Origin of the sequence: Streptococcus caecimuris, assembly GCF_943193075.1 — a bacterium.
GTDB lineage: Bacteria > Bacillota > Bacilli > Lactobacillales > Streptococcaceae > Streptococcus > Streptococcus caecimuris.
This window is the reverse complement of record NZ_CALPCT010000012.1, coordinates 53,052-69,307: the sequence shown is the minus strand read 5'-3', so window position 1 is coordinate 69,307 and position 16,256 is coordinate 53,052. Positions and strand designations below refer to the sequence as shown.

At 41.0% G+C, this 16,256-nt stretch carries 18 protein-coding genes and 1 tRNA gene; 14 read left to right on the top strand and 5 right to left on the bottom strand.

Going from position 1 to position 16,256, the window contains the following annotated elements:
* Positions 1–82: 82 nt before the first annotated feature.
* Positions 83–156, top strand: a tRNA-Asn gene (locus NFR56_RS06265).
* 95 nt (positions 157–251) lie between these two features.
* Here the strand turns inward: NFR56_RS06265 and NFR56_RS06260 are convergent.
* On the bottom strand, positions 252–1,607 hold the full coding sequence (locus NFR56_RS06260; protein ID WP_021154497.1) for an aspartate kinase: 1,356 nt from the start codon (positions 1,605–1,607) through the stop codon (positions 252–254).
* A gap of 240 nt (positions 1,608–1,847) precedes the next feature.
* On the opposite strand from NFR56_RS06260, the gene NFR56_RS06255 reads away from it, so the two are divergent.
* The 13 genes from NFR56_RS06255 (at position 1,848) to NFR56_RS06195 (ending at position 12,516) form a co-directional block, all read left to right on the top strand.
* Entirely contained in the window at positions 1,848–2,639 is a 792-nt protein-coding gene (locus NFR56_RS06255) for an enoyl-CoA hydratase (protein WP_049482583.1), read from the top strand.
* Between the two features lie 96 nt (positions 2,640–2,735).
* Complete coding sequence (gene fabT / locus NFR56_RS06250; RefSeq protein WP_003003993.1) at positions 2,736–3,170, top strand: fatty acid biosynthesis transcriptional regulator FabT; 435 nt, start codon at positions 2,736–2,738, stop codon at positions 3,168–3,170.
* Entirely contained in the window at positions 3,170–4,144 is a 975-nt protein-coding gene (locus tag NFR56_RS06245) for a beta-ketoacyl-ACP synthase III (RefSeq protein ID WP_251458174.1), read from the top strand. The genes fabT and NFR56_RS06245 overlap by 1 nt, the downstream gene beginning before the upstream one ends.
* 58 nt (positions 4,145–4,202) lie before the next feature.
* The gene (locus tag NFR56_RS06240; RefSeq protein WP_003003892.1) at positions 4,203–4,427 is read left to right on the top strand and encodes an acyl carrier protein; all 225 of its coding nucleotides are present in this window, start codon (positions 4,203–4,205) and stop codon (positions 4,425–4,427) included.
* A 114-nt stretch (positions 4,428–4,541) separates the two neighbouring features.
* The gene (gene fabK / locus NFR56_RS06235) at positions 4,542–5,507 is read left to right on the top strand and encodes an enoyl-[acyl-carrier-protein] reductase FabK (protein WP_031575162.1); all 966 of its coding nucleotides are present in this window, start codon (positions 4,542–4,544) and stop codon (positions 5,505–5,507) included.
* 22 nt (positions 5,508–5,529) lie between these two features.
* Positions 5,530–6,450 carry an ACP S-malonyltransferase gene (gene fabD / locus NFR56_RS06230; RefSeq protein ID WP_031575163.1) on the top strand — a complete coding sequence of 307 codons (921 nt, stop codon included), beginning with the start codon at positions 5,530–5,532 and terminating at the stop codon, positions 6,448–6,450.
* Between the two features lie 12 nt (positions 6,451–6,462).
* Positions 6,463–7,197 (top strand): 3-oxoacyl-[acyl-carrier-protein] reductase, encoded by a 735-nt coding sequence (gene fabG, locus NFR56_RS06225; RefSeq protein WP_031575164.1) that lies wholly within the window; start codon positions 6,463–6,465, stop codon positions 7,195–7,197.
* Positions 7,198–7,258: 61 nt separating this feature from the next.
* Positions 7,259–8,491, top strand: a complete 1,233-nt coding sequence (gene fabF, locus NFR56_RS06220) for a beta-ketoacyl-ACP synthase II (protein WP_031575168.1) — start codon at positions 7,259–7,261, stop codon at positions 8,489–8,491.
* 3 nt (positions 8,492–8,494) lie between these two features.
* On the top strand, positions 8,495–8,983 hold the full coding sequence (gene accB / locus NFR56_RS06215) for an acetyl-CoA carboxylase biotin carboxyl carrier protein (protein WP_031575179.1): 489 nt from the start codon (positions 8,495–8,497) through the stop codon (positions 8,981–8,983).
* Complete coding sequence (gene fabZ / locus NFR56_RS06210) at positions 8,980–9,405, top strand: 3-hydroxyacyl-ACP dehydratase FabZ (protein ID WP_003004019.1); 426 nt, start codon at positions 8,980–8,982, stop codon at positions 9,403–9,405. The genes accB and fabZ overlap by 4 nt, the downstream gene beginning before the upstream one ends.
* A 13-nt stretch (positions 9,406–9,418) precedes the next feature.
* Positions 9,419–10,783: an acetyl-CoA carboxylase biotin carboxylase subunit gene (locus NFR56_RS06205; protein ID WP_003012593.1), complete on the top strand. Its 1,365-nt coding sequence runs from the start codon at positions 9,419–9,421 to the stop codon at positions 10,781–10,783.
* Between the two features lie 103 nt (positions 10,784–10,886).
* The gene (gene accD / locus NFR56_RS06200; protein ID WP_003003810.1) at positions 10,887–11,753 is read left to right on the top strand and encodes an acetyl-CoA carboxylase, carboxyltransferase subunit beta; all 867 of its coding nucleotides are present in this window, start codon (positions 10,887–10,889) and stop codon (positions 11,751–11,753) included.
* Positions 11,746–12,516, top strand: coding sequence for an acetyl-CoA carboxylase carboxyl transferase subunit alpha (locus NFR56_RS06195; RefSeq protein ID WP_031575185.1), 771 nt, complete (start codon positions 11,746–11,748; stop codon positions 12,514–12,516). Before accD ends, NFR56_RS06195 begins: the two co-directional genes overlap by 8 nt.
* A gap of 42 nt (positions 12,517–12,558) precedes the next feature.
* Here the strand turns inward: NFR56_RS06195 and serS are convergent, their stop codons facing one another.
* The 4 genes from serS to NFR56_RS06175 all read right to left on the bottom strand — a co-directional run bounded on the left by serS (position 12,559) and on the right by NFR56_RS06175 (position 16,236).
* Positions 12,559–13,836, bottom strand: coding sequence for a serine--tRNA ligase (gene serS / locus NFR56_RS06190; RefSeq protein WP_003018473.1), 1,278 nt, complete (start codon positions 13,834–13,836; stop codon positions 12,559–12,561).
* A 217-nt stretch (positions 13,837–14,053) separates the two neighbouring features.
* Complete coding sequence (locus NFR56_RS06185) at positions 14,054–14,422, bottom strand: DUF956 family protein (protein WP_023920226.1); 369 nt, start codon at positions 14,420–14,422, stop codon at positions 14,054–14,056.
* Positions 14,423–14,502: 80 nt separating this feature from the next.
* Complete coding sequence (locus NFR56_RS06180; protein ID WP_003010435.1) at positions 14,503–15,414, bottom strand: PTS system mannose/fructose/sorbose family transporter subunit IID; 912 nt, start codon at positions 15,412–15,414, stop codon at positions 14,503–14,505.
* An 18-nt stretch (positions 15,415–15,432) separates the two neighbouring features.
* On the bottom strand, positions 15,433–16,236 hold the full coding sequence (locus tag NFR56_RS06175) for a PTS mannose/fructose/sorbose transporter subunit IIC (protein ID WP_048789380.1): 804 nt from the start codon (positions 16,234–16,236) through the stop codon (positions 15,433–15,435).
* Between the last annotated feature and the right edge of the window lie 20 nt (positions 16,237–16,256).

The window sequence follows — 16,256 nt, the reverse complement described above, 5'->3', positions numbered from 1 at the left end:
CCGAACACAGCAGTTAAGCCCTAGAACGCCGGAAGTAGTTGGGGGTTGCCCCCTGTGAGATAAGGTAGTCGCTTAGCTTGATTCCGCCATAGCTCAGTTGGTAGTAGCGCATGACTGTTAATCATGATGTCGTAGGTTCGAGTCCTACTGGCGGAGTATAGAATAAAAGAGATCAAGTAATTGATCTCTTTTTTTACTTTTCATTTTAATGTTAATTAAAGCTCCGTTTAGTTAACGGAGCTTTTCTCTATTTAGTTATTTGGGAAAAATGCTTGATATAAGGCTTTAATTGCTTTTTCTTCTTGATCTTTACTTACAACGAACATAATGGAAACTTCACTAGAACCTTGCGAGATCATTTGAATATTTACTTCATTTTCTGATAGTGCTTTGGCTGCAGTGGCGGTAACCCCTACCTGACTCTTCATTTTCTCCCCAACGATCATAATGATGGAAAGATCATGTTCAATTTCGGCTGTGTCAACTTCTAGCTTTTGTGTTAATTGTTTCAGAATCTCTTGTTCTTTGATTGGAGTCAGTTCACGTGAACGCAAAATGATGGATAAATCATCAATTCCTGTTGGCATATGTTCCCAACTGATATTGAGATCTTCTAAAATTTGAAGGACTTTTCGACCAAAACCGACTTCGCGGTTCATAAGGTATTTTGTAGTGTTAATACTAACGAATCCTGAATCACCTGCAATCCCTACAACAGTCACATGATCATTTGAATGTTCCAAAACAATGCGGGTTCCAGGGTGGTCTGGATTATTTGTATTTTTAATGACTAATGGAATTTTACCTCTGTATGCTGGAACAAGTGCTTCATCATGTAAGACTGAAAAACCAGCATAGGCTAATTCACGCATTTCTTTGTAGGTTAATTCAGGAATAGAATGTGGGTGTTTAATAATACCTGGATGTGCTGCAAAGATACCATTTACGTCTGTAAAGTTTTCGTATAAGTCTGCTTTTACACCTGCTGCAATGATCGATCCAGTAATATCAGATCCACCACGAGAAAATGTACAAATATCACCATCTTGAGTAACACCAAAGAATCCTGGAATGACAATCACTTCACTTGAGTCTTTTAGTTCTTCAATTTTATCGTAACTAGATGGTAATATACGAGCGTTGGAAGGTTCTGCAGTGACTGTAATTCCTGCCTCTTTTGGATGGATGTATCTTGCTTCTAATCCATTTTGATTGAAATAAGCAGCAATGAGTTTAGCATTGTTATTTTCGCCTGCTGCTAGGAATGCATCGTATGTGAATGGATTCCCTTTTTTAGGTAAATTTGTTAAATCATAGATATCTTCAGCAATTTCTTGAATAATGGAATCTTTGAGACCCAATTCTTCTGTAATGGCCCGATAACGTTCAATAATCCACTGTTGTGTTTGTGTGACATCCTTATCTGAAGTAAATTCTTTATAATAGCGGATCAGTGCATCTGTTACTTTTGTATCTTCAGCGTTGCGTTTGCCTGGAGCTGATACAACTACAAATCTTCTTTCTGGATCATCTTTAATGATATTAAGTACTTTTTTTAATTGAGAAGCTGATGCTAGAGAACTTCCACCGAATTTAGTTACTTTCATATTTTCTCCTTAATAGTTTCATTAATACATTATACCAAAGTTCAGTTATTGATACAATGTATTTACAGATAGGGCATAAAATAATTGATTCTGTAGAAGAGAGAAATTGTAATTATTCAAATTTTACAATTTTGTTACATCTTATAGATATATTTTACTATTTTTGTTTTTTGTGGTAAGATATGTTATAATTCAAAAGTTTTAATATCAAAATATTTTATATTTAAATAAAAGGAGTCTGTGATGTTTGAAACAATTTTGTATTCTGTCGAAAACGACCTCGCGACAATCTCTTTAAATCGTCCTGAAGTATCCAATGGTTTTAATATTCCAATGTGTCAGGAAATTTTAGCTGCCCTGGAAGATGCAGAAAAAAATGAGGAAGTAAAATTCATTATTCTATCAGCAGAAGGGAAAATCTTTTCAGTTGGTGGAGATTTGAGCGAAATGAAACGCGCAGTCGATGCGGATGACATCGAGTCTCTTGTTTTAATTGCCGAATTAGTTAATACAATTTCAAAGAAAATTAAGCAATTACCAAAGCCGGTTATTATGGTGGCAGATGGAGCGGTCGCAGGAGCAGCAGCCAATATTGCAGTAGCTGTTGATTTTTGTATTATTAGTGATCGTACTAAATTTATCCAAGCCTTTGTTGGGGTTGGTTTAGCACCAGATGCGGGTGGCTTATTCTTGTTAGGAAAAGCCATTGGTATGTCTCGGGCTACTCATTTAGTAATGACGGGTGAAGCCTTGACTGCTGAAAAGGCATTTGATTATGGTCTAGCTTATCGTGTTTGTGAATCTGAAAAACTCGATAAAACGGTTGAGCAATTGCTTAAAAAATTAAGAAGAGGATCTTCAAATTCTTATGCTGCCATGAAAGAAATGGTTTGGGAAGCATTCTTGAAAGAATGGGACCAATATGCGGGTCTTGAATTGGATTTGCAAAAGAAACTAGCATTTACAGAAGATTTCAAGGAAGGGGTTATTGCCTACTCTGAGAAACGTCGGCCACAATTTAAAGGAAAATAAATTTGTATTTTTTCTATGTTTTGTGAAAAAATGCTTGCAAATTATTTTCATTTTTGATAAAATTTGACTATCAAAGTAAAATTAGGAGGTGGAGTTTTGAATTACCAATTAGTTAACGACTATTTAACATCCATCTTTAATAATGTTTTGGTTATTGAGGAGTCGAGCCTAAGAGCAAGTCGATTCAAAGATGTTTCTATTAAAGAAATGCATACGATCGATGTGATTGGTTCGACACCGAATGCAACCCCGAGTGATATTTCACGGGAGTTGATGGTGACTTTGGGGACTGTCACGACAAGTTTGAATAATCTTGAGCGCAAAGGGTATATCGAAAGAAGAAGATCGGAAGTTGATCGCCGGGTTGTACACTTGAGTTTAACGAAGAACGGTCGTCTACTTTATCGTCTTCATCAGCAATTCCATAAACGGATGGTCAACCAGATTATTGGAGATATGAGTCCCGAAGAGAAGAAAGTGATGCAAAAAGGATTGCAAAATCTGTATCGTTTCTTGGAGGAAATTAAATAATGGTCTTTGCTAAAATTAGTCAAGTTGCTCATTATGCACCTGACCAAGTCGTATCAAATGATGATTTGGCTGAGATCATGGATACAAGTGATGAATGGATCAGTAGTCGGACAGGTATCCTTCGGCGTCACATTTCAAAAGATGAGACGACAAGTGATCTAGCAACAATTGTTGCACAAAGATTATTAGCAAAAGCAAACTTAGATGCTGAGGAAATTGATTTCATCGTTGTTGCTACGATTACACCAGATAGCTTAATGCCATCAACTGCAGCCCGGGTACAAGCTAATATTGGAGCTTCTCGAGCTTTTGCCTTTGATCTGACTGCAGCATGTAGCGGATTTGTATTTGCATTAGCCACTGCTGAAAAATACATTTCTTCAGGTATGTACAGGCGAGGAATTGTGATCGGTAGTGAGACGCTTTCAAAAGTATTAGACTGGTCAGACCGTTCCACTTCAGTCCTTTTTGGAGATGGAGCTGGTGGTGTCTTGCTTGAAGCAAGCGATCAAAAATCGTTTTTGGCTGAGAATCTTTTTACAGATGGTAGCCGAGGTGCTAGTCTTGAGTCTTGCTATTTGGGTCTGTCTTCCCCTTATTCAGATGACGTTTTTGATCGAAGATATCTGACAATGGATGGACGGGCAGTTTTTGATTTTGCCATTCGTGATGTCACGAAAAGTATTCAAAAAATGATAGCAGACGCCTCTATGGAAGCAGAAGAGATTGACTATTTTCTGTTACACCAGGCGAATGACCGAATGTTAGATAAGATGTCAAAAAAACTGGGTGTCTCTAGAGAGAAAATCCCAGCAAATATGATGGAATATGGGAACACTAGTGCTGCTAGTATCCCCATTCTATTATCGGAGTGTGTCGAGAATCATCGAATCAAGATGGATGGAAGTCAAAAAATTCTTCTGACAGGATTCGGTGGAGGTTTGACATGGGGCACACTTCTTGTTACAATCTAGTTAAACATGTGGAAACACATTTTAAAAATTTATATATTATTTTTTAAGGAGGCCTATTATGGCAGTATTTGAAAAAGTACAAGAAATTATCGTTGAAGAACTTGGTAAAGAACCATCAGAAGTAACTCTTGAATCTACATTCGAAGATTTAGAAGCAGATTCATTGGATTTGTTCCAAGTTATCTCTGAAATTGAAGATGCTTTTGACATTCAAATCGAAACTGAAGAAGGATTGTCTACAGTTGGTGACCTTGTCGCTTACGTAGAAGAAAAAACAAAATAATGATAGATGAGAGTATCGAAAGATATTCTCTCTTGTTTAGGTAATAGTTTGAGGCTCAAAGAAACAATCTTTTAACCTCAAACTATTACTTAAGCGAAAAAAGAGGTAGGTATAATGCAAACACGAATTACTGAACTATTGAATATTAAATATCCGATCTTCCAAGGTGGGATGGCTTGGGTGGCTGATGGTGACTTGGCTGGAGCAGTATCAAACGCCGGTGGTCTTGGAATCATTGGTGGCGGGAATGCTCCAAAAGAAGTTGTAAAGGCAAACATTGATAAAGTGAAGTCTATTACAGATAAACCTTTTGGTGTAAATATCATGCTTTTGTCCCCATTCGCGGATGACATTGTTGACCTGGTGATTGAAGAAGGTGTAAAAGTTGTTACAACTGGTGCCGGAAATCCTGGGAAATACATGGATCGTTTCCATGAAGCAGGGATCACTGTTATTCCAGTAGTTCCGTCTGTTGCCCTTGCAAAACGGATGGAAAAATTGGGTGCTGATGCAGTGATTGCAGAAGGAATGGAAGCTGGAGGTCACATTGGTAAATTAACGACCATGACCTTGGTTCGCCAAGTGGTTGAAGCAGTTTCTATTCCAGTAATTGGTGCTGGAGGTGTCGCTGATGGTGCCGGAGCTGCGGCTGTCTTTATGTTAGGTGCCGAAGCTGTTCAGGTGGGAACACGTTTCGTGGTTGCTAAAGAATCGAATGCTCACCAAAACTTTAAGAATAAAATCTTGAAAGCGAAAGATATTGATACAGTAGTTTCAGCATCAGTTGTTGGACACCCTGTTCGTGCGATCAAGAATAAATTGGCTTCTGCCTATAACCAAGCTGAAAAAGATTTCTTGGCAGGTAAGAAGACTCAAGAAGAAATTGAAGAATTAGGAGCAGGTGCGCTTCGCAATGCCGTTGTTGATGGAGATGTTGACAATGGTTCTGTAATGGCGGGTCAAATTGCTGGACTTGTAAGCAAGGAAGAAACTTGTGCTGAAATTCTAGAAGATATCTATTATGGTGCAGCCAATGTGATTAAAAAAGAGGCTGCTCGTTGGGCAGATGTAAACGTCTAAAAACGTCGAAAGGATTAGGATAGTGACAAAACGTGCGTTCTTATTTGCTGGTCAAGGGGCTCAGAAATTGGGCATGGCGAGCGATTTGTATGCGGCTTATCCCGTTGTTAAAGAGACATTTGATACGGCTAGTCGTATTCTAGGTTATGATTTGCGTGAATTGATTGATTCTAACGAAGAAAAACTGAATCAGACACGCTATACTCAACCAGCTATTTTGACAACGTCAGTAGCCATTTATCGTCTCTTAGCAGAAAATGGTATCACTCCTGATATTGTTGCCGGGCTCTCTTTGGGGGAATATTCTGCCCTGGTTGCGGCCGGAGCTCTTTCGTTTGAAGATGCAGTAGCTTTGGTTGCGAAACGTGGTGAATTCATGGAAACGGCAGCTCCTGCTGGAAGTGGGAAAATGGTTGCTGTTATGAATACAGATCCAAATTTGATCGAAGAGATTTGTCAACAAGCATCCGAAAAGGGTGTAGTGACACCAGCTAACTACAATACTCCAGCACAAATTGTGATTGGTGGTGAAGTTGCGGCTGTGGACTATGCTGTGGAACTATTGAAGGAAGCAGGTGCTAAACGCTTGATCCCTTTGAATGTGTCAGGTCCATTCCACACAGCCTTACTGGAATCTGCTAGTCAAAAATTGGCGGCTGAACTAGAAAAAGTATCATTTAATGATTTTGATCTTCCTTTAGTTGGGAATACAGAAGCGACTATCATGAAGTCAGAAGATGTAAAAGCACTTTTGGCCCGTCAAGTAAAAGAACCGGTTCGTTTCTATGATTCGATTGCTACGATTCAAGACTTTGGTGTAGATGAAGTCATTGAGATCGGACCTGGAAAAGTCTTGTCAGGATTCTTGAAGAAAATTGATAAAACTCTTCCAACTCATAACGTCGAAGATCAGGCTAGTCTAGATGCTCTTCTGAATGCTTAAAACGAGGTAAAGATGGAACTTAAAAATAAAAATGTTTTTGTAACAGGTTCAACACGTGGAATTGGATTAGCTGTGGCTCATAAATTTGCGAGTCTTGGTGCCAATGTTGTCTTGAACGGCCGTTCAGAAATTTCTGAGGACTTGCTTACACAGTTTGCTGACTATGGTGTGAGTGTTGTTGGTATTTCTGGGGATATTTCGAATGGCGAAGATGCTCAACGTATGGTAGCTGAAGCAATTGAAAAGCTTGGAAGTATTGATGTTTTGGTCAATAACGCTGGGATCACAAACGACAAGTTGATGTTGAAAATGACTGAAGAAGATTTTGAACGGGTCTTGAAAATCAACTTGACCGGTGCCTTTAATATGACACAAGCTGTCTTAAAACCGATGTCTAAGGCGCGTCAAGGGGCCATAATCAACATGTCCTCTGTTGTTGGTCTAATGGGGAATGTTGGTCAAGCGAACTATGCGGCTTCAAAAGCTGGATTGATTGGTTTTACTAAATCAGTAGCGCGTGAAGTTGCGGCTCGTGGCGTTCGTGTGAATGCTATTGCACCTGGTTTTATTGAATCGGATATGACAGACGCTATTCCAGAGAAAATGAAAGATGCCATGCTAGCGCAAGTGCCAATGAAACGAATTGGTCAAGCTGAAGAAGTGGCAGAAGTTGCGGCTTTCTTGGCAGGTCAAGAATATTTAACTGGTCAAACAATTGCCATTGATGGCGGAATGACTATGCAATAATGAATGCTCACTGATCGAAAATCACTTACTTAAATATCCATCCGACAAAAGGAGAATATATATGTCTACAAATCGTGTTGTTGTTACAGGTTACGGTGTAACCTCACCAATCGGAAATACACCAGAGGAGTTTTGGAATAGCCTTCATGAAGGAAAAATTGGGATCAAGCCCATTACGAAATTTGATGCTTCTGAAATTCCAGTCTTTAATGCTGGTGAAATTCAAGATTTCCCATTTGATAAATATTTTGTGAAAAAAGATCAAAATCGTATGGATACATACTCATTGTATGCGATCTATGCTGCGATGGAAGCTATTGAAAATTCAGGCTTGAATATGGAAGAAGAAGACCGCGATCGTGTAGGTGTGATTGTATCATCTGGTATCGGTGGTTTGCAAGAATTGGAAGACCAAATTATCCGGATGCATGAACGTGGAATGAAGAGAATCCAACCAATGTTTATCCCTAAAGCTCTTTCAAATATGGGTGCTGGGAATATTGCGCTTAAAATTGGCGCACAAGGGGTATGTAAATCAGTGACAACTGCCTGTGCCTCTGCCAATGATGCTATTGGTGAAGCTTTCCGCGAAATTAAATTTGGGTTCCATGATGTTGTTTTAGCCGGTGGTTCAGAGGCTTCAATCACTAGAATTGGTATCGGTGGTTTCAACGCTCTTACAGCACTTTCAACAACAGAAGACCCAGAACGTTCATCAATTCCATTTGATAAAGACCGTAATGGTTTTGTGATGGGGGAAGGTGCAGGGGTTCTCGTCATCGAAAGTTTGGAACATGCCCAAAAACGTGGTGCTAATATTTTAGCAGAAATTGTTGGTTACGGTTCAAACTGTGATGCTTATCATATGACAACACCAACTCCAGACGGTTCAGGAGCTGCTAAAGCAATTAAATTAGCGATCAATGAAGCTGGTATCAAGCCTGAAGATGTTGACTATGTCAATGCCCACGGTACTTCAACACCTGCCAACGAAAAAGGTGAAAGTGGTGCTATTGTGTCTGTACTTGGTAAAGATGTTCCAGTTTCATCTACTAAATCATTTACAGGTCACTTGCTTGGTGCCGCTGGTGCGGTTGAAGCGATTGCTACCATCGAAGCGATTCGTCACAGCTTTGTACCAAAAACTGCTGGTACTAAAGAATTGTCTGACTATATCGAAGCAAACGTTGTTTATGGTGAAGGTCAAGAAGCGGATATTCAGTACGCTATCTCAAATACCTTTGGTTTTGGTGGACACAATGCTGTTCTGGCCTTTAAACGTTGGGAGGGTTAATTCATGAATATTTCTGAAATCAAAGATTTGTTGGCTCAATTTGATGCATCAACTTTGCGTGAATTCTCCTATAAAAATAACGGGGAAGAATTGAATTTGAGTAAAAACCAAACGAGTTCAGTTGCGGCTACACCGGTAGCACCTGCAGTTGAAGTGGTAGCAGCTCCTCAAACTCCTGTAGTAGCTCCTGTTGTTGAAGCACCAGCAACTCCAGCTGTAGTGGCTGAACCAGTTGCTGCTCCAGCTCAGGCTGCAGAAGGTGATGTGGTTGAAAGTCCATTGGTTGGGGTGGCTTACTTGTCACCAGCACCGGATAAACCAGCCTTTGTATCTGTAGGAGATAAGGTCACTAAGGGTCAAACACTCTTGATTATCGAAGCCATGAAAGTGATGAATGAAGTCCCAGCACCAAAAGATGGGGTGGTCACTGAAATTTTGGTAACGAATGAAGAAATGGTTGAATTTGGAAAAGGATTGGTTCGAATCAAATGACAATTGATATTAATGCTATTCGTGAGGCTTTGCCACATCGTTACCCAATGCTTTTGGTGGATCGCGTATTGGAAACAAGCGAAGATACGATTGTTGCCATTAAAAACGTGACAATTAATGAACCATTTTTTAATGGACATTTTCCACAATATCCTGTTATGCCAGGTGTTCTTATCATGGAAGCTTTGGCACAAACAGCAGGTGTACTAGAGTTGTCAAAACCTGAAAATAAAGGGAAATTAGTCTTTTATGCAGGGATGGACAAGGTGAAGTTTAAAAAACAAGTCGTTCCTGGAGATCAATTGGTGATGACGGCTACTTTTGTCAAACGTCGTGGAACCATTGCTGTTGTTGAAGCTAAGGCAGAGGTAGATGGAAAGCTTGCAGCTTCAGGAACACTTACTTTTGCAATTGGAAATTAAGAAAGGCCTATCTATGTTTCGTAAGATCTTAATCGCCAATCGTGGTGAGATTGCGGTTCGCATTATTCGTGCGGCTCGTGAACTTGGCATCGAGACGGTTGCAGTGTATTCTACTGCTGATAAAGAAGCCTTGCATACCTTACTAGCGGATGAAGCGGTCTGTATTGGACCTGCTAAATCAACAGAGTCTTATTTGAATATGAGTGCTGTCTTATCTGCAGCTGTTTTAACAGGAGCAGAAGCTATCCATCCTGGTTTTGGATTTTTAAGTGAAAACTCCAAATTTGCAACCATGTGTGAGGAAGTTGGTATTAAATTTATCGGCCCTTCTGCTAAAGTCATGGATATGATGGGGGATAAGATTAATGCTCGTAAACAGATGATCAAAGCAGGAGTACCCGTTATTCCTGGATCAGATGGTGAAGTGTATACTGCTGAAGAAGCTCTCGAGATTGCAGAGCGTATTGGTTACCCTGTGATGTTGAAAGCATCTGCAGGAGGTGGCGGTAAAGGAATTCGGAAGGTTGAAAAACCAGAAGATCTGGTTGCTGCTTTTGAATCAGCTTCCTCAGAAGCTCAAGCTGCTTTTGGGAACGGTGCCATGTATATGGAGCGGGTGATTTATCCTGCTCGCCACATTGAAGTACAAATTTTAGCGGATCAGCATGGACATGTCATTCACTTAGGTGAACGCGATTGTTCTCTTCAACGGAACAACCAAAAAGTTCTAGAAGAATCCCCTTCAATTGCTATCGGAAAAACTCTTCGTAATCAAATTGGTTCTGCTGCTGTTCGGGCTGCTGAATCAGTTGGGTATGAGAATGCTGGAACGATTGAATTCTTGTATGATGAAGGCAAGGGTGAGTTCTACTTTATGGAAATGAATACCCGTGTGCAAGTGGAGCATCCTGTCACAGAATTTGTAACAGGAGTTGATATCGTTAAGGAACAGATTAAAATCGCAGCTGGCCAAGAATTATCCGTTACTCAAGAGGATATTGTCATTAAAGGCCATGCGATTGAATGCCGGATCAATGCGGAAAATCCTTCCTTCAACTTTGCACCAAGCCCAGGTAAGATCACTAATCTCTATCTTCCAAGTGGTGGGGTTGGCTTGCGTGTGGATTCTGCTGTGTATCCTGGTTATACGATTCCGCCATACTATGATAGTATGATTGCCAAGATCATTGTCCATGGTGAAAATCGCTTTGATGCACTGATGAAAATGCAGCGTGCTCTTTATGAGTTGGAAATCGATGGTGTCACAACCAATAGCAGTTTCCAGTTGGATTTGATTTCAGATTCACATGTGATCGCTGGTGATTATGACACTGCATTTTTGATGGAACAATTCCTTCCAAATTATAATAAGGAATGATGAAAAAGCCTGGACTTGTGAGGGAAGTATGAACATCATCTTCACAGTTTCAGGCTTTTATAGTAATGCTTCAGATACTGTAGCATATTATAAGGAGTAAGTAATGGCATTATTTTCTAAAAAAGATAAATATATTCGGATCAATCCGAATAGGTCAGCCTGGAAGGAGCCTCAGCCAAAACCTGAAGTTCCTGATGAACTATTTTCACAATGCCCAGGTTGTAAACATACCATTTACCAAAAGGATTTAGGTAGTGAGCGTGTCTGCCCGAATTGTGGCTATACCTTCCGTATTTCTGCTAAAGAACGCTTGGCGCTGACAGTGGATCCAGCTAGCTTTGAAGAAATGTTTACAGGAATCGAAACGACAGATCCTTTGAATTTCCCAAATTATAAGAAGAAACTAGCAGCAGTGCGGGAAATGACAGGATTGGATGAAGCTGTCCTGACTGGAACAGCCTTGATTAAAGGTCAAAAAGTTGCGCTTGGGATCATGGATTCCAACTTTATCATGGCTTCAATGGGTTCTGTAGTAGGCGAAAAAATTACTCGTTTATTTGAATTTGCGACAAAAGAAAAATTGCCAGTTGTTCTTTTTACCGCTTCCGGTGGTGCTCGGATGCAAGAAGGAATCGTGAGTTTGATGCAAATGGCAAAAATTTCTGCGGCTGTTCAACGCCATTCCAAAGAAAAATTATTCTATTTGACGGTATTGACAGATCCGACAACTGGTGGGGTGACAGCCTCATTTGCTATGGAAGGTGATATTATCATGGCAGAGAGTCAAGCCTTGGTCGGGTTTGCTGGTCGACGCGTGATCGAATCAACTGTGCGTGAAAAATTGCCTGATGATTTCCAAAAAGCAGAATTTCTACAAGAACATGGATTTGTAGACTTGATCGTGGAGAGAAGTCAAATCCGAGCGACAGTTGGACAATTATTAGCCCTTCATGGAGGTAAACATGAGTAAAATAACACAGATTATTAAAGAGGCACGTGACCAAGGAAGATTGACTGCGCTTGATTTTGCTCAAGGAATTTTTGATGATTTTATCGAATTGCATGGAGATCGAAACTTCCGTGATGATGGTGCGGTGATTGGTGGGATTGGACGCTTAGGCGATCAAACGGTTACAGTCGTTGGAATCCAAAAAGGAAAAAATCTTCAGGATAATCTAAAACGTAATTTTGGGCAACCACATCCAGAAGGCTATCGAAAAGCTTTGCGTCTCATGAAGCAAGCGGAGAAATTTGGCCGTCCAGTTGTGACCTTTATCAATACAGCGGGTGCTTATCCCGGTGTTGGTGCTGAAGAACGAGGACAAGGGGAAGCCATTGCCCGCAACCTCATGGAAATGAGTGATCTAAAAGTTCCAATTATCGCGATTATCATCGGAGAAGGTGGCTCTGGTGGTGCCTTGGCTCTTGCTGTGGCAGATAAGGTCTGGATGCTTGAGAACTCCATCTATGCGGTCTTGAGTCCAGAAGGTTTTGCCTCTATTCTTTGGAAAGATGGAAGTCGTGCCATGGAAGCAGCAGAGTTGATGAAGATTACTTCTCACGAATTGTTAAATATGGAAATTGTCGATAAGGTGATTCCCGAGCATGGATTTTCAAATGGAGAACTACTGGCTCAAGTGAAGAAGGAATTACAGGAAGAGTTAAAGGTTTTACAAGCTTTAACTCTCGAAGAGCTTCTGGAGCAACGCTACCAACGTTTTCGTAAATATTAAAAAACTGAGCTTGCAATTTGCAAGACTCAGTTTTTTTAAACTTTATTTTGGTGCGATGACTTCAGCGCCACCCATGTATGGGCGAAGGACTTCTGGAATGGTCACAGAACCGTCTTCGTTTTGGTAGTTTTCAAGAATAGCAGCGACGGTACGTCCGACAGCCAATCCAGAACCGTTCAAAGTGTGAAGGAGTTTTACCTTGCCATCTGCTTCATCACGGTAGCGGATTTGCGCACGGCGAGCTTGGAAATCTTCTGTATTGGAACAGCTTGAGATTTCACGGTAGGTGTTTTGCGCTGGAATCCATACTTCCAAGTCATAAGTCTTGGCAGCTGAGAAGCCCATGTCTCCTGTTGAGAGAGCTACTACACGGTATGGAAGGTTCAGCTTTTGAAGGATATTTTCAGCATTGACAACCATTTTTTCCAATTCATCATATGATTCTTCTGGTTTAGCAAATTTCACCATTTCAACCTTATGGAATTGGTGCAAACGGATCAATCCACGAGTATCACGACCAGCTGAACCAGCTTCTGAACGGAAAGATGGACTCATAGCGGTGAAGTAGATTGGAAGATCTTTCCCATCAAGAATTTCATCGCGGTAGTAGTTTGTCAAAGGAACTTCGGCTGTTGGAATGAGGACATAATTGGTATCGCTAAGTTCAAAAGTATCTTCCTTGAATTTTGGATACTGACCAGTACCAAACATAGAATCATGGTTGACCATGTAAGGAGGGATGACTTCAGTGTAGCCTTCCTTGCCATGTTCGTCCAACATAAAGTTGTAGATAGCGCGTTCTAAGCGAGCTCCAAGTCCTTTGTAAAAGAGGAAACGAGCACCAGTAACTTTAGCCCCGCGTTCCCAGTCAAGGATATCAAGGTCTTCACCTAAATCCCAGTGAGCTTTTGGTTCAAAGCCAAATTCGCGCGGTGTTCCCCAACGGCGAACCTCAACGTTGTCATCCTCATCCGCTCCAACAGGGACACTATCAGCAGGGATGTTTGGAAGGGTAGTAGTGAATTCAGTTAATTTTGCATCGATTTCAGCTAATTCTGTATCCAATGCTTTGACCTCTGCAGAGAGGGTTTGCATGGCAGCAATCTTATCATCTGCATTTTCCTTGTTGCGTTTAGCTTGTGCGATTTCAGCAGATACAGTGTTACGCTCTGCTTTGAGATTTTCTACTTTGACTAAGATATCTCGACGTTTGGCATCGATTTCTTTCATTTCATTCAAAATAGCTGCATCTACGCCACGTGTTGCCAATTTTTTAGCAACCGCATCAAAGTCTGTACGAATTCGTTTAATATCTAACATAGCTTCTCCTTTAACAAAAAACACACCTGTTAGAGTGTTGGAGTGGCATAGCCACGGTTCCATCCAACTTCACAGGTGTGCACTTGATTCGATATTGTATTTTAAAGAAACGGTAGAATTTCAATTAAGATTTCTATCTGCTCGCAGCAACCGCAGACTTTCTGAAAGAACCTCTTAACTTACTTATCCGTTTGCGTCTATTATACAAGAAAAGATCCTATTTTGCAAATAGATTTTTAATTTTAGCCGTGATGATTTGGATCAACGTAGGAAGTTTGACAATTTTATCATTTCCTAGATGTTCCCGAGCAATCTTTAAAATTTTTCCAGAGTCTTTTGAAGCAAAGAGAAATTTTGATTCTCTGGTATAGATTTCAAAATGGCGGCTAATTTTACGTCCGGATACATTGGCTCCGATTCGCTCGATTTCTTGCCAGGGAATTTGGATGTAGTCTTCTACATTTGCATCCGCATAAAATTCAAAAGCGGCATTCCCGACTAGGATTTTTCCAACCTTTCCCCCCACTCCAAGGTAAGAAACCCCTGTAGTATGGAATTCAACGGTTTTATTCAATGATTGAGCCATGAGATCCTCCTGTATTGCTATTCACTCCATTATATCATAATAAAAAGAAGGCCGAAACCTTCTTTTTAGTTGATCTTTGCTTACATCAAGCCAGCAACGTGTGCTAATACACCGATTACAAAGAGAGCGATGATGATAGTGATTGGAGATACTTTTTTCTTCAACAACCACATACAAGCAAAAGTAAGAAGTAATCCCATCAAACCAGGAATCAAAGAATCCAAGTTTTGTTGGAAAGTCGTAACTTTTTCAGGTGTTTGAGAGAGACCTGAGCCAACTTGAGCGAAGGCTTCTTGGATACCCTTGTATCCTTCAGGAAGTTTATCCCAGTGGATATAAGCTTTGTCGTCTAATTTGACAGAAGAAACATTAAAGATGAATTTAATAGATACCCAACGTTCTACCAAGACAGCGAGGATGAACATCCCAAGGATAGAAGCCCCTTTAGTGATATCTTGCAAGATCCCACCAGACATATCTTTGGTAATTTCAGAACCTGCTTTGTAGCCAAGTTCTTGCGTGTACCACAAGAAGGCCATACGAATCGCATTCCATGCGATAAAGAAGATGAGTGGACCAAGGATATTACCAGACGCAGCAAGTGATGCACCAAGAGCCCCAAGAATTGGACGGACAGTGAACCAGAAGACTGGATCTCCGATACCCGCCAAAGGACCCATCATACCAATTTTAACCCCTTGGATGGCAGCATCGTCAATAGCGGCACCGTTTGCTCTTTCTTCTTCAAGAGCAAGCGTTACCCCGATGATAGGAGCGGCAACGTATGGGTGAGTGTTAAAGAATTCCATGTGACGCTCAAGAGCAGCCGCTTGGTCTTCTTTCTTTGTGTAGAGTTTTTTGATAGCTGGGATCAATGAGTATGCCCAACCCAAGTTTTGCATCCGTTCATAGTTCCAAGAACCTTGCAAGAAGGTTGAACGCCACCAAACTTTTTGACGATCTGATTTAGATAATTGTAATTTTTCAGTCATGATAGTGTCACACCTTTCTTAATAGTCTTCGAGAATGTCGCCAATTGGATCGTTAGAAGTAGCGGCTCCGCCACCTCCATTGCCACCTTTCTTAGAAAGAGTAAGGTAGATCAAGGCAAGGGCAACACCAATTGCTCCAAGGGCGATCAAGGTCAATTGGCTAACAGCTGCAAGAGCAAAACCGATGGCAAAGAATGGCCATACTTCACGGCTCGCCATCATGTTGATAACCATGGCATAACCAACGGCTACAACCATACCACCACCGATTTGCATTCCATCAGAGAGCCATTTTGGCATTTGTTCAAGAGCAGTTTTGACAGTTTCAGCAGGAATCATCAACAAGAGGGCTGCAGGAATGGCGATACGAAGACCTTGAAGAAGAAGGGCCACAAAGTGAGCGCGTTCTACACCTTTGATATCCCCTTTTCTAGCAGCAGCGTCGGCAGTGTGAACCAAACCAACGGAAAGGGTACGGACGATCATGGTCAAGAAAAGACCAGCAACTGCAAGTGGAATAGCGACACCTTGAGCGACAGCGATTCCTTTTGTACTGAAGTCTCCCCCAAGTACCATGATGATGGCAGCAGCGACAGATGCAAGGGCAGCATCGGGTGCAACTGCGGCACCAATGTTTGCCCAGCCAAGTGCAATAAATTGAAGTGAACCACCAAGCATAATGCCAGCAGTCAAATTACCTGTTACCAAACCGATTAAGGTACAAGCAACAAGGGGTTGGTGGAATTGGAATTGGTCAAGGATACCTTCAAGACCTGCTAAGAAGGCAACAACGACCACTAATACCATAGAAATAATAGACATGTTTAAAATCCTTTCGTAAG

Bases quoted from the DNA above. Each gene is read 5' to 3' on its own strand.
- NFR56_RS06260 (WP_021154497.1), bottom strand. From the start codon at position 1,607: ATGAAAGTAACTAAATTCGGTGGAAGTTCTCTAGCATCAGCTTCTCAA.
- NFR56_RS06205 (WP_003012593.1), top strand. From the start codon at position 9,419: ATGTTTCGTAAGATCTTAATCGCCAATCGTGGTGAGATTGCGGTTCGC.
- NFR56_RS06195 (WP_031575185.1), top strand. From the start codon at position 11,746: ATGAGTAAAATAACACAGATTATTAAAGAGGCACGTGACCAAGGAAGA.
- fabZ (WP_003004019.1), top strand. From the start codon at position 8,980: ATGACAATTGATATTAATGCTATTCGTGAGGCTTTGCCACATCGTTAC.
- NFR56_RS06175 (WP_048789380.1), bottom strand. From the start codon at position 16,236: ATGTCTATTATTTCTATGGTATTAGTGGTCGTTGTTGCCTTCTTAGCA.
- accD (WP_003003810.1), top strand. From the start codon at position 10,887: ATGGCATTATTTTCTAAAAAAGATAAATATATTCGGATCAATCCGAAT.
- NFR56_RS06240 (WP_003003892.1), top strand. From the start codon at position 4,203: ATGGCAGTATTTGAAAAAGTACAAGAAATTATCGTTGAAGAACTTGGT.
- fabK (WP_031575162.1), top strand. From the start codon at position 4,542: ATGCAAACACGAATTACTGAACTATTGAATATTAAATATCCGATCTTC.
- NFR56_RS06185 (WP_023920226.1), bottom strand. From the start codon at position 14,422: ATGGCTCAATCATTGAATAAAACCGTTGAATTCCATACTACAGGGGTT.
- fabF (WP_031575168.1), top strand. From the start codon at position 7,259: ATGTCTACAAATCGTGTTGTTGTTACAGGTTACGGTGTAACCTCACCA.
- NFR56_RS06245 (WP_251458174.1), top strand. From the start codon at position 3,170: ATGGTCTTTGCTAAAATTAGTCAAGTTGCTCATTATGCACCTGACCAA.
- fabG (WP_031575164.1), top strand. From the start codon at position 6,463: ATGGAACTTAAAAATAAAAATGTTTTTGTAACAGGTTCAACACGTGGA.
- serS (WP_003018473.1), bottom strand. From the start codon at position 13,836: ATGTTAGATATTAAACGAATTCGTACAGACTTTGATGCGGTTGCTAAA.
- NFR56_RS06180 (WP_003010435.1), bottom strand. From the start codon at position 15,414: ATGACTGAAAAATTACAATTATCTAAATCAGATCGTCAAAAAGTTTGG.
- accB (WP_031575179.1), top strand. From the start codon at position 8,495: ATGAATATTTCTGAAATCAAAGATTTGTTGGCTCAATTTGATGCATCA.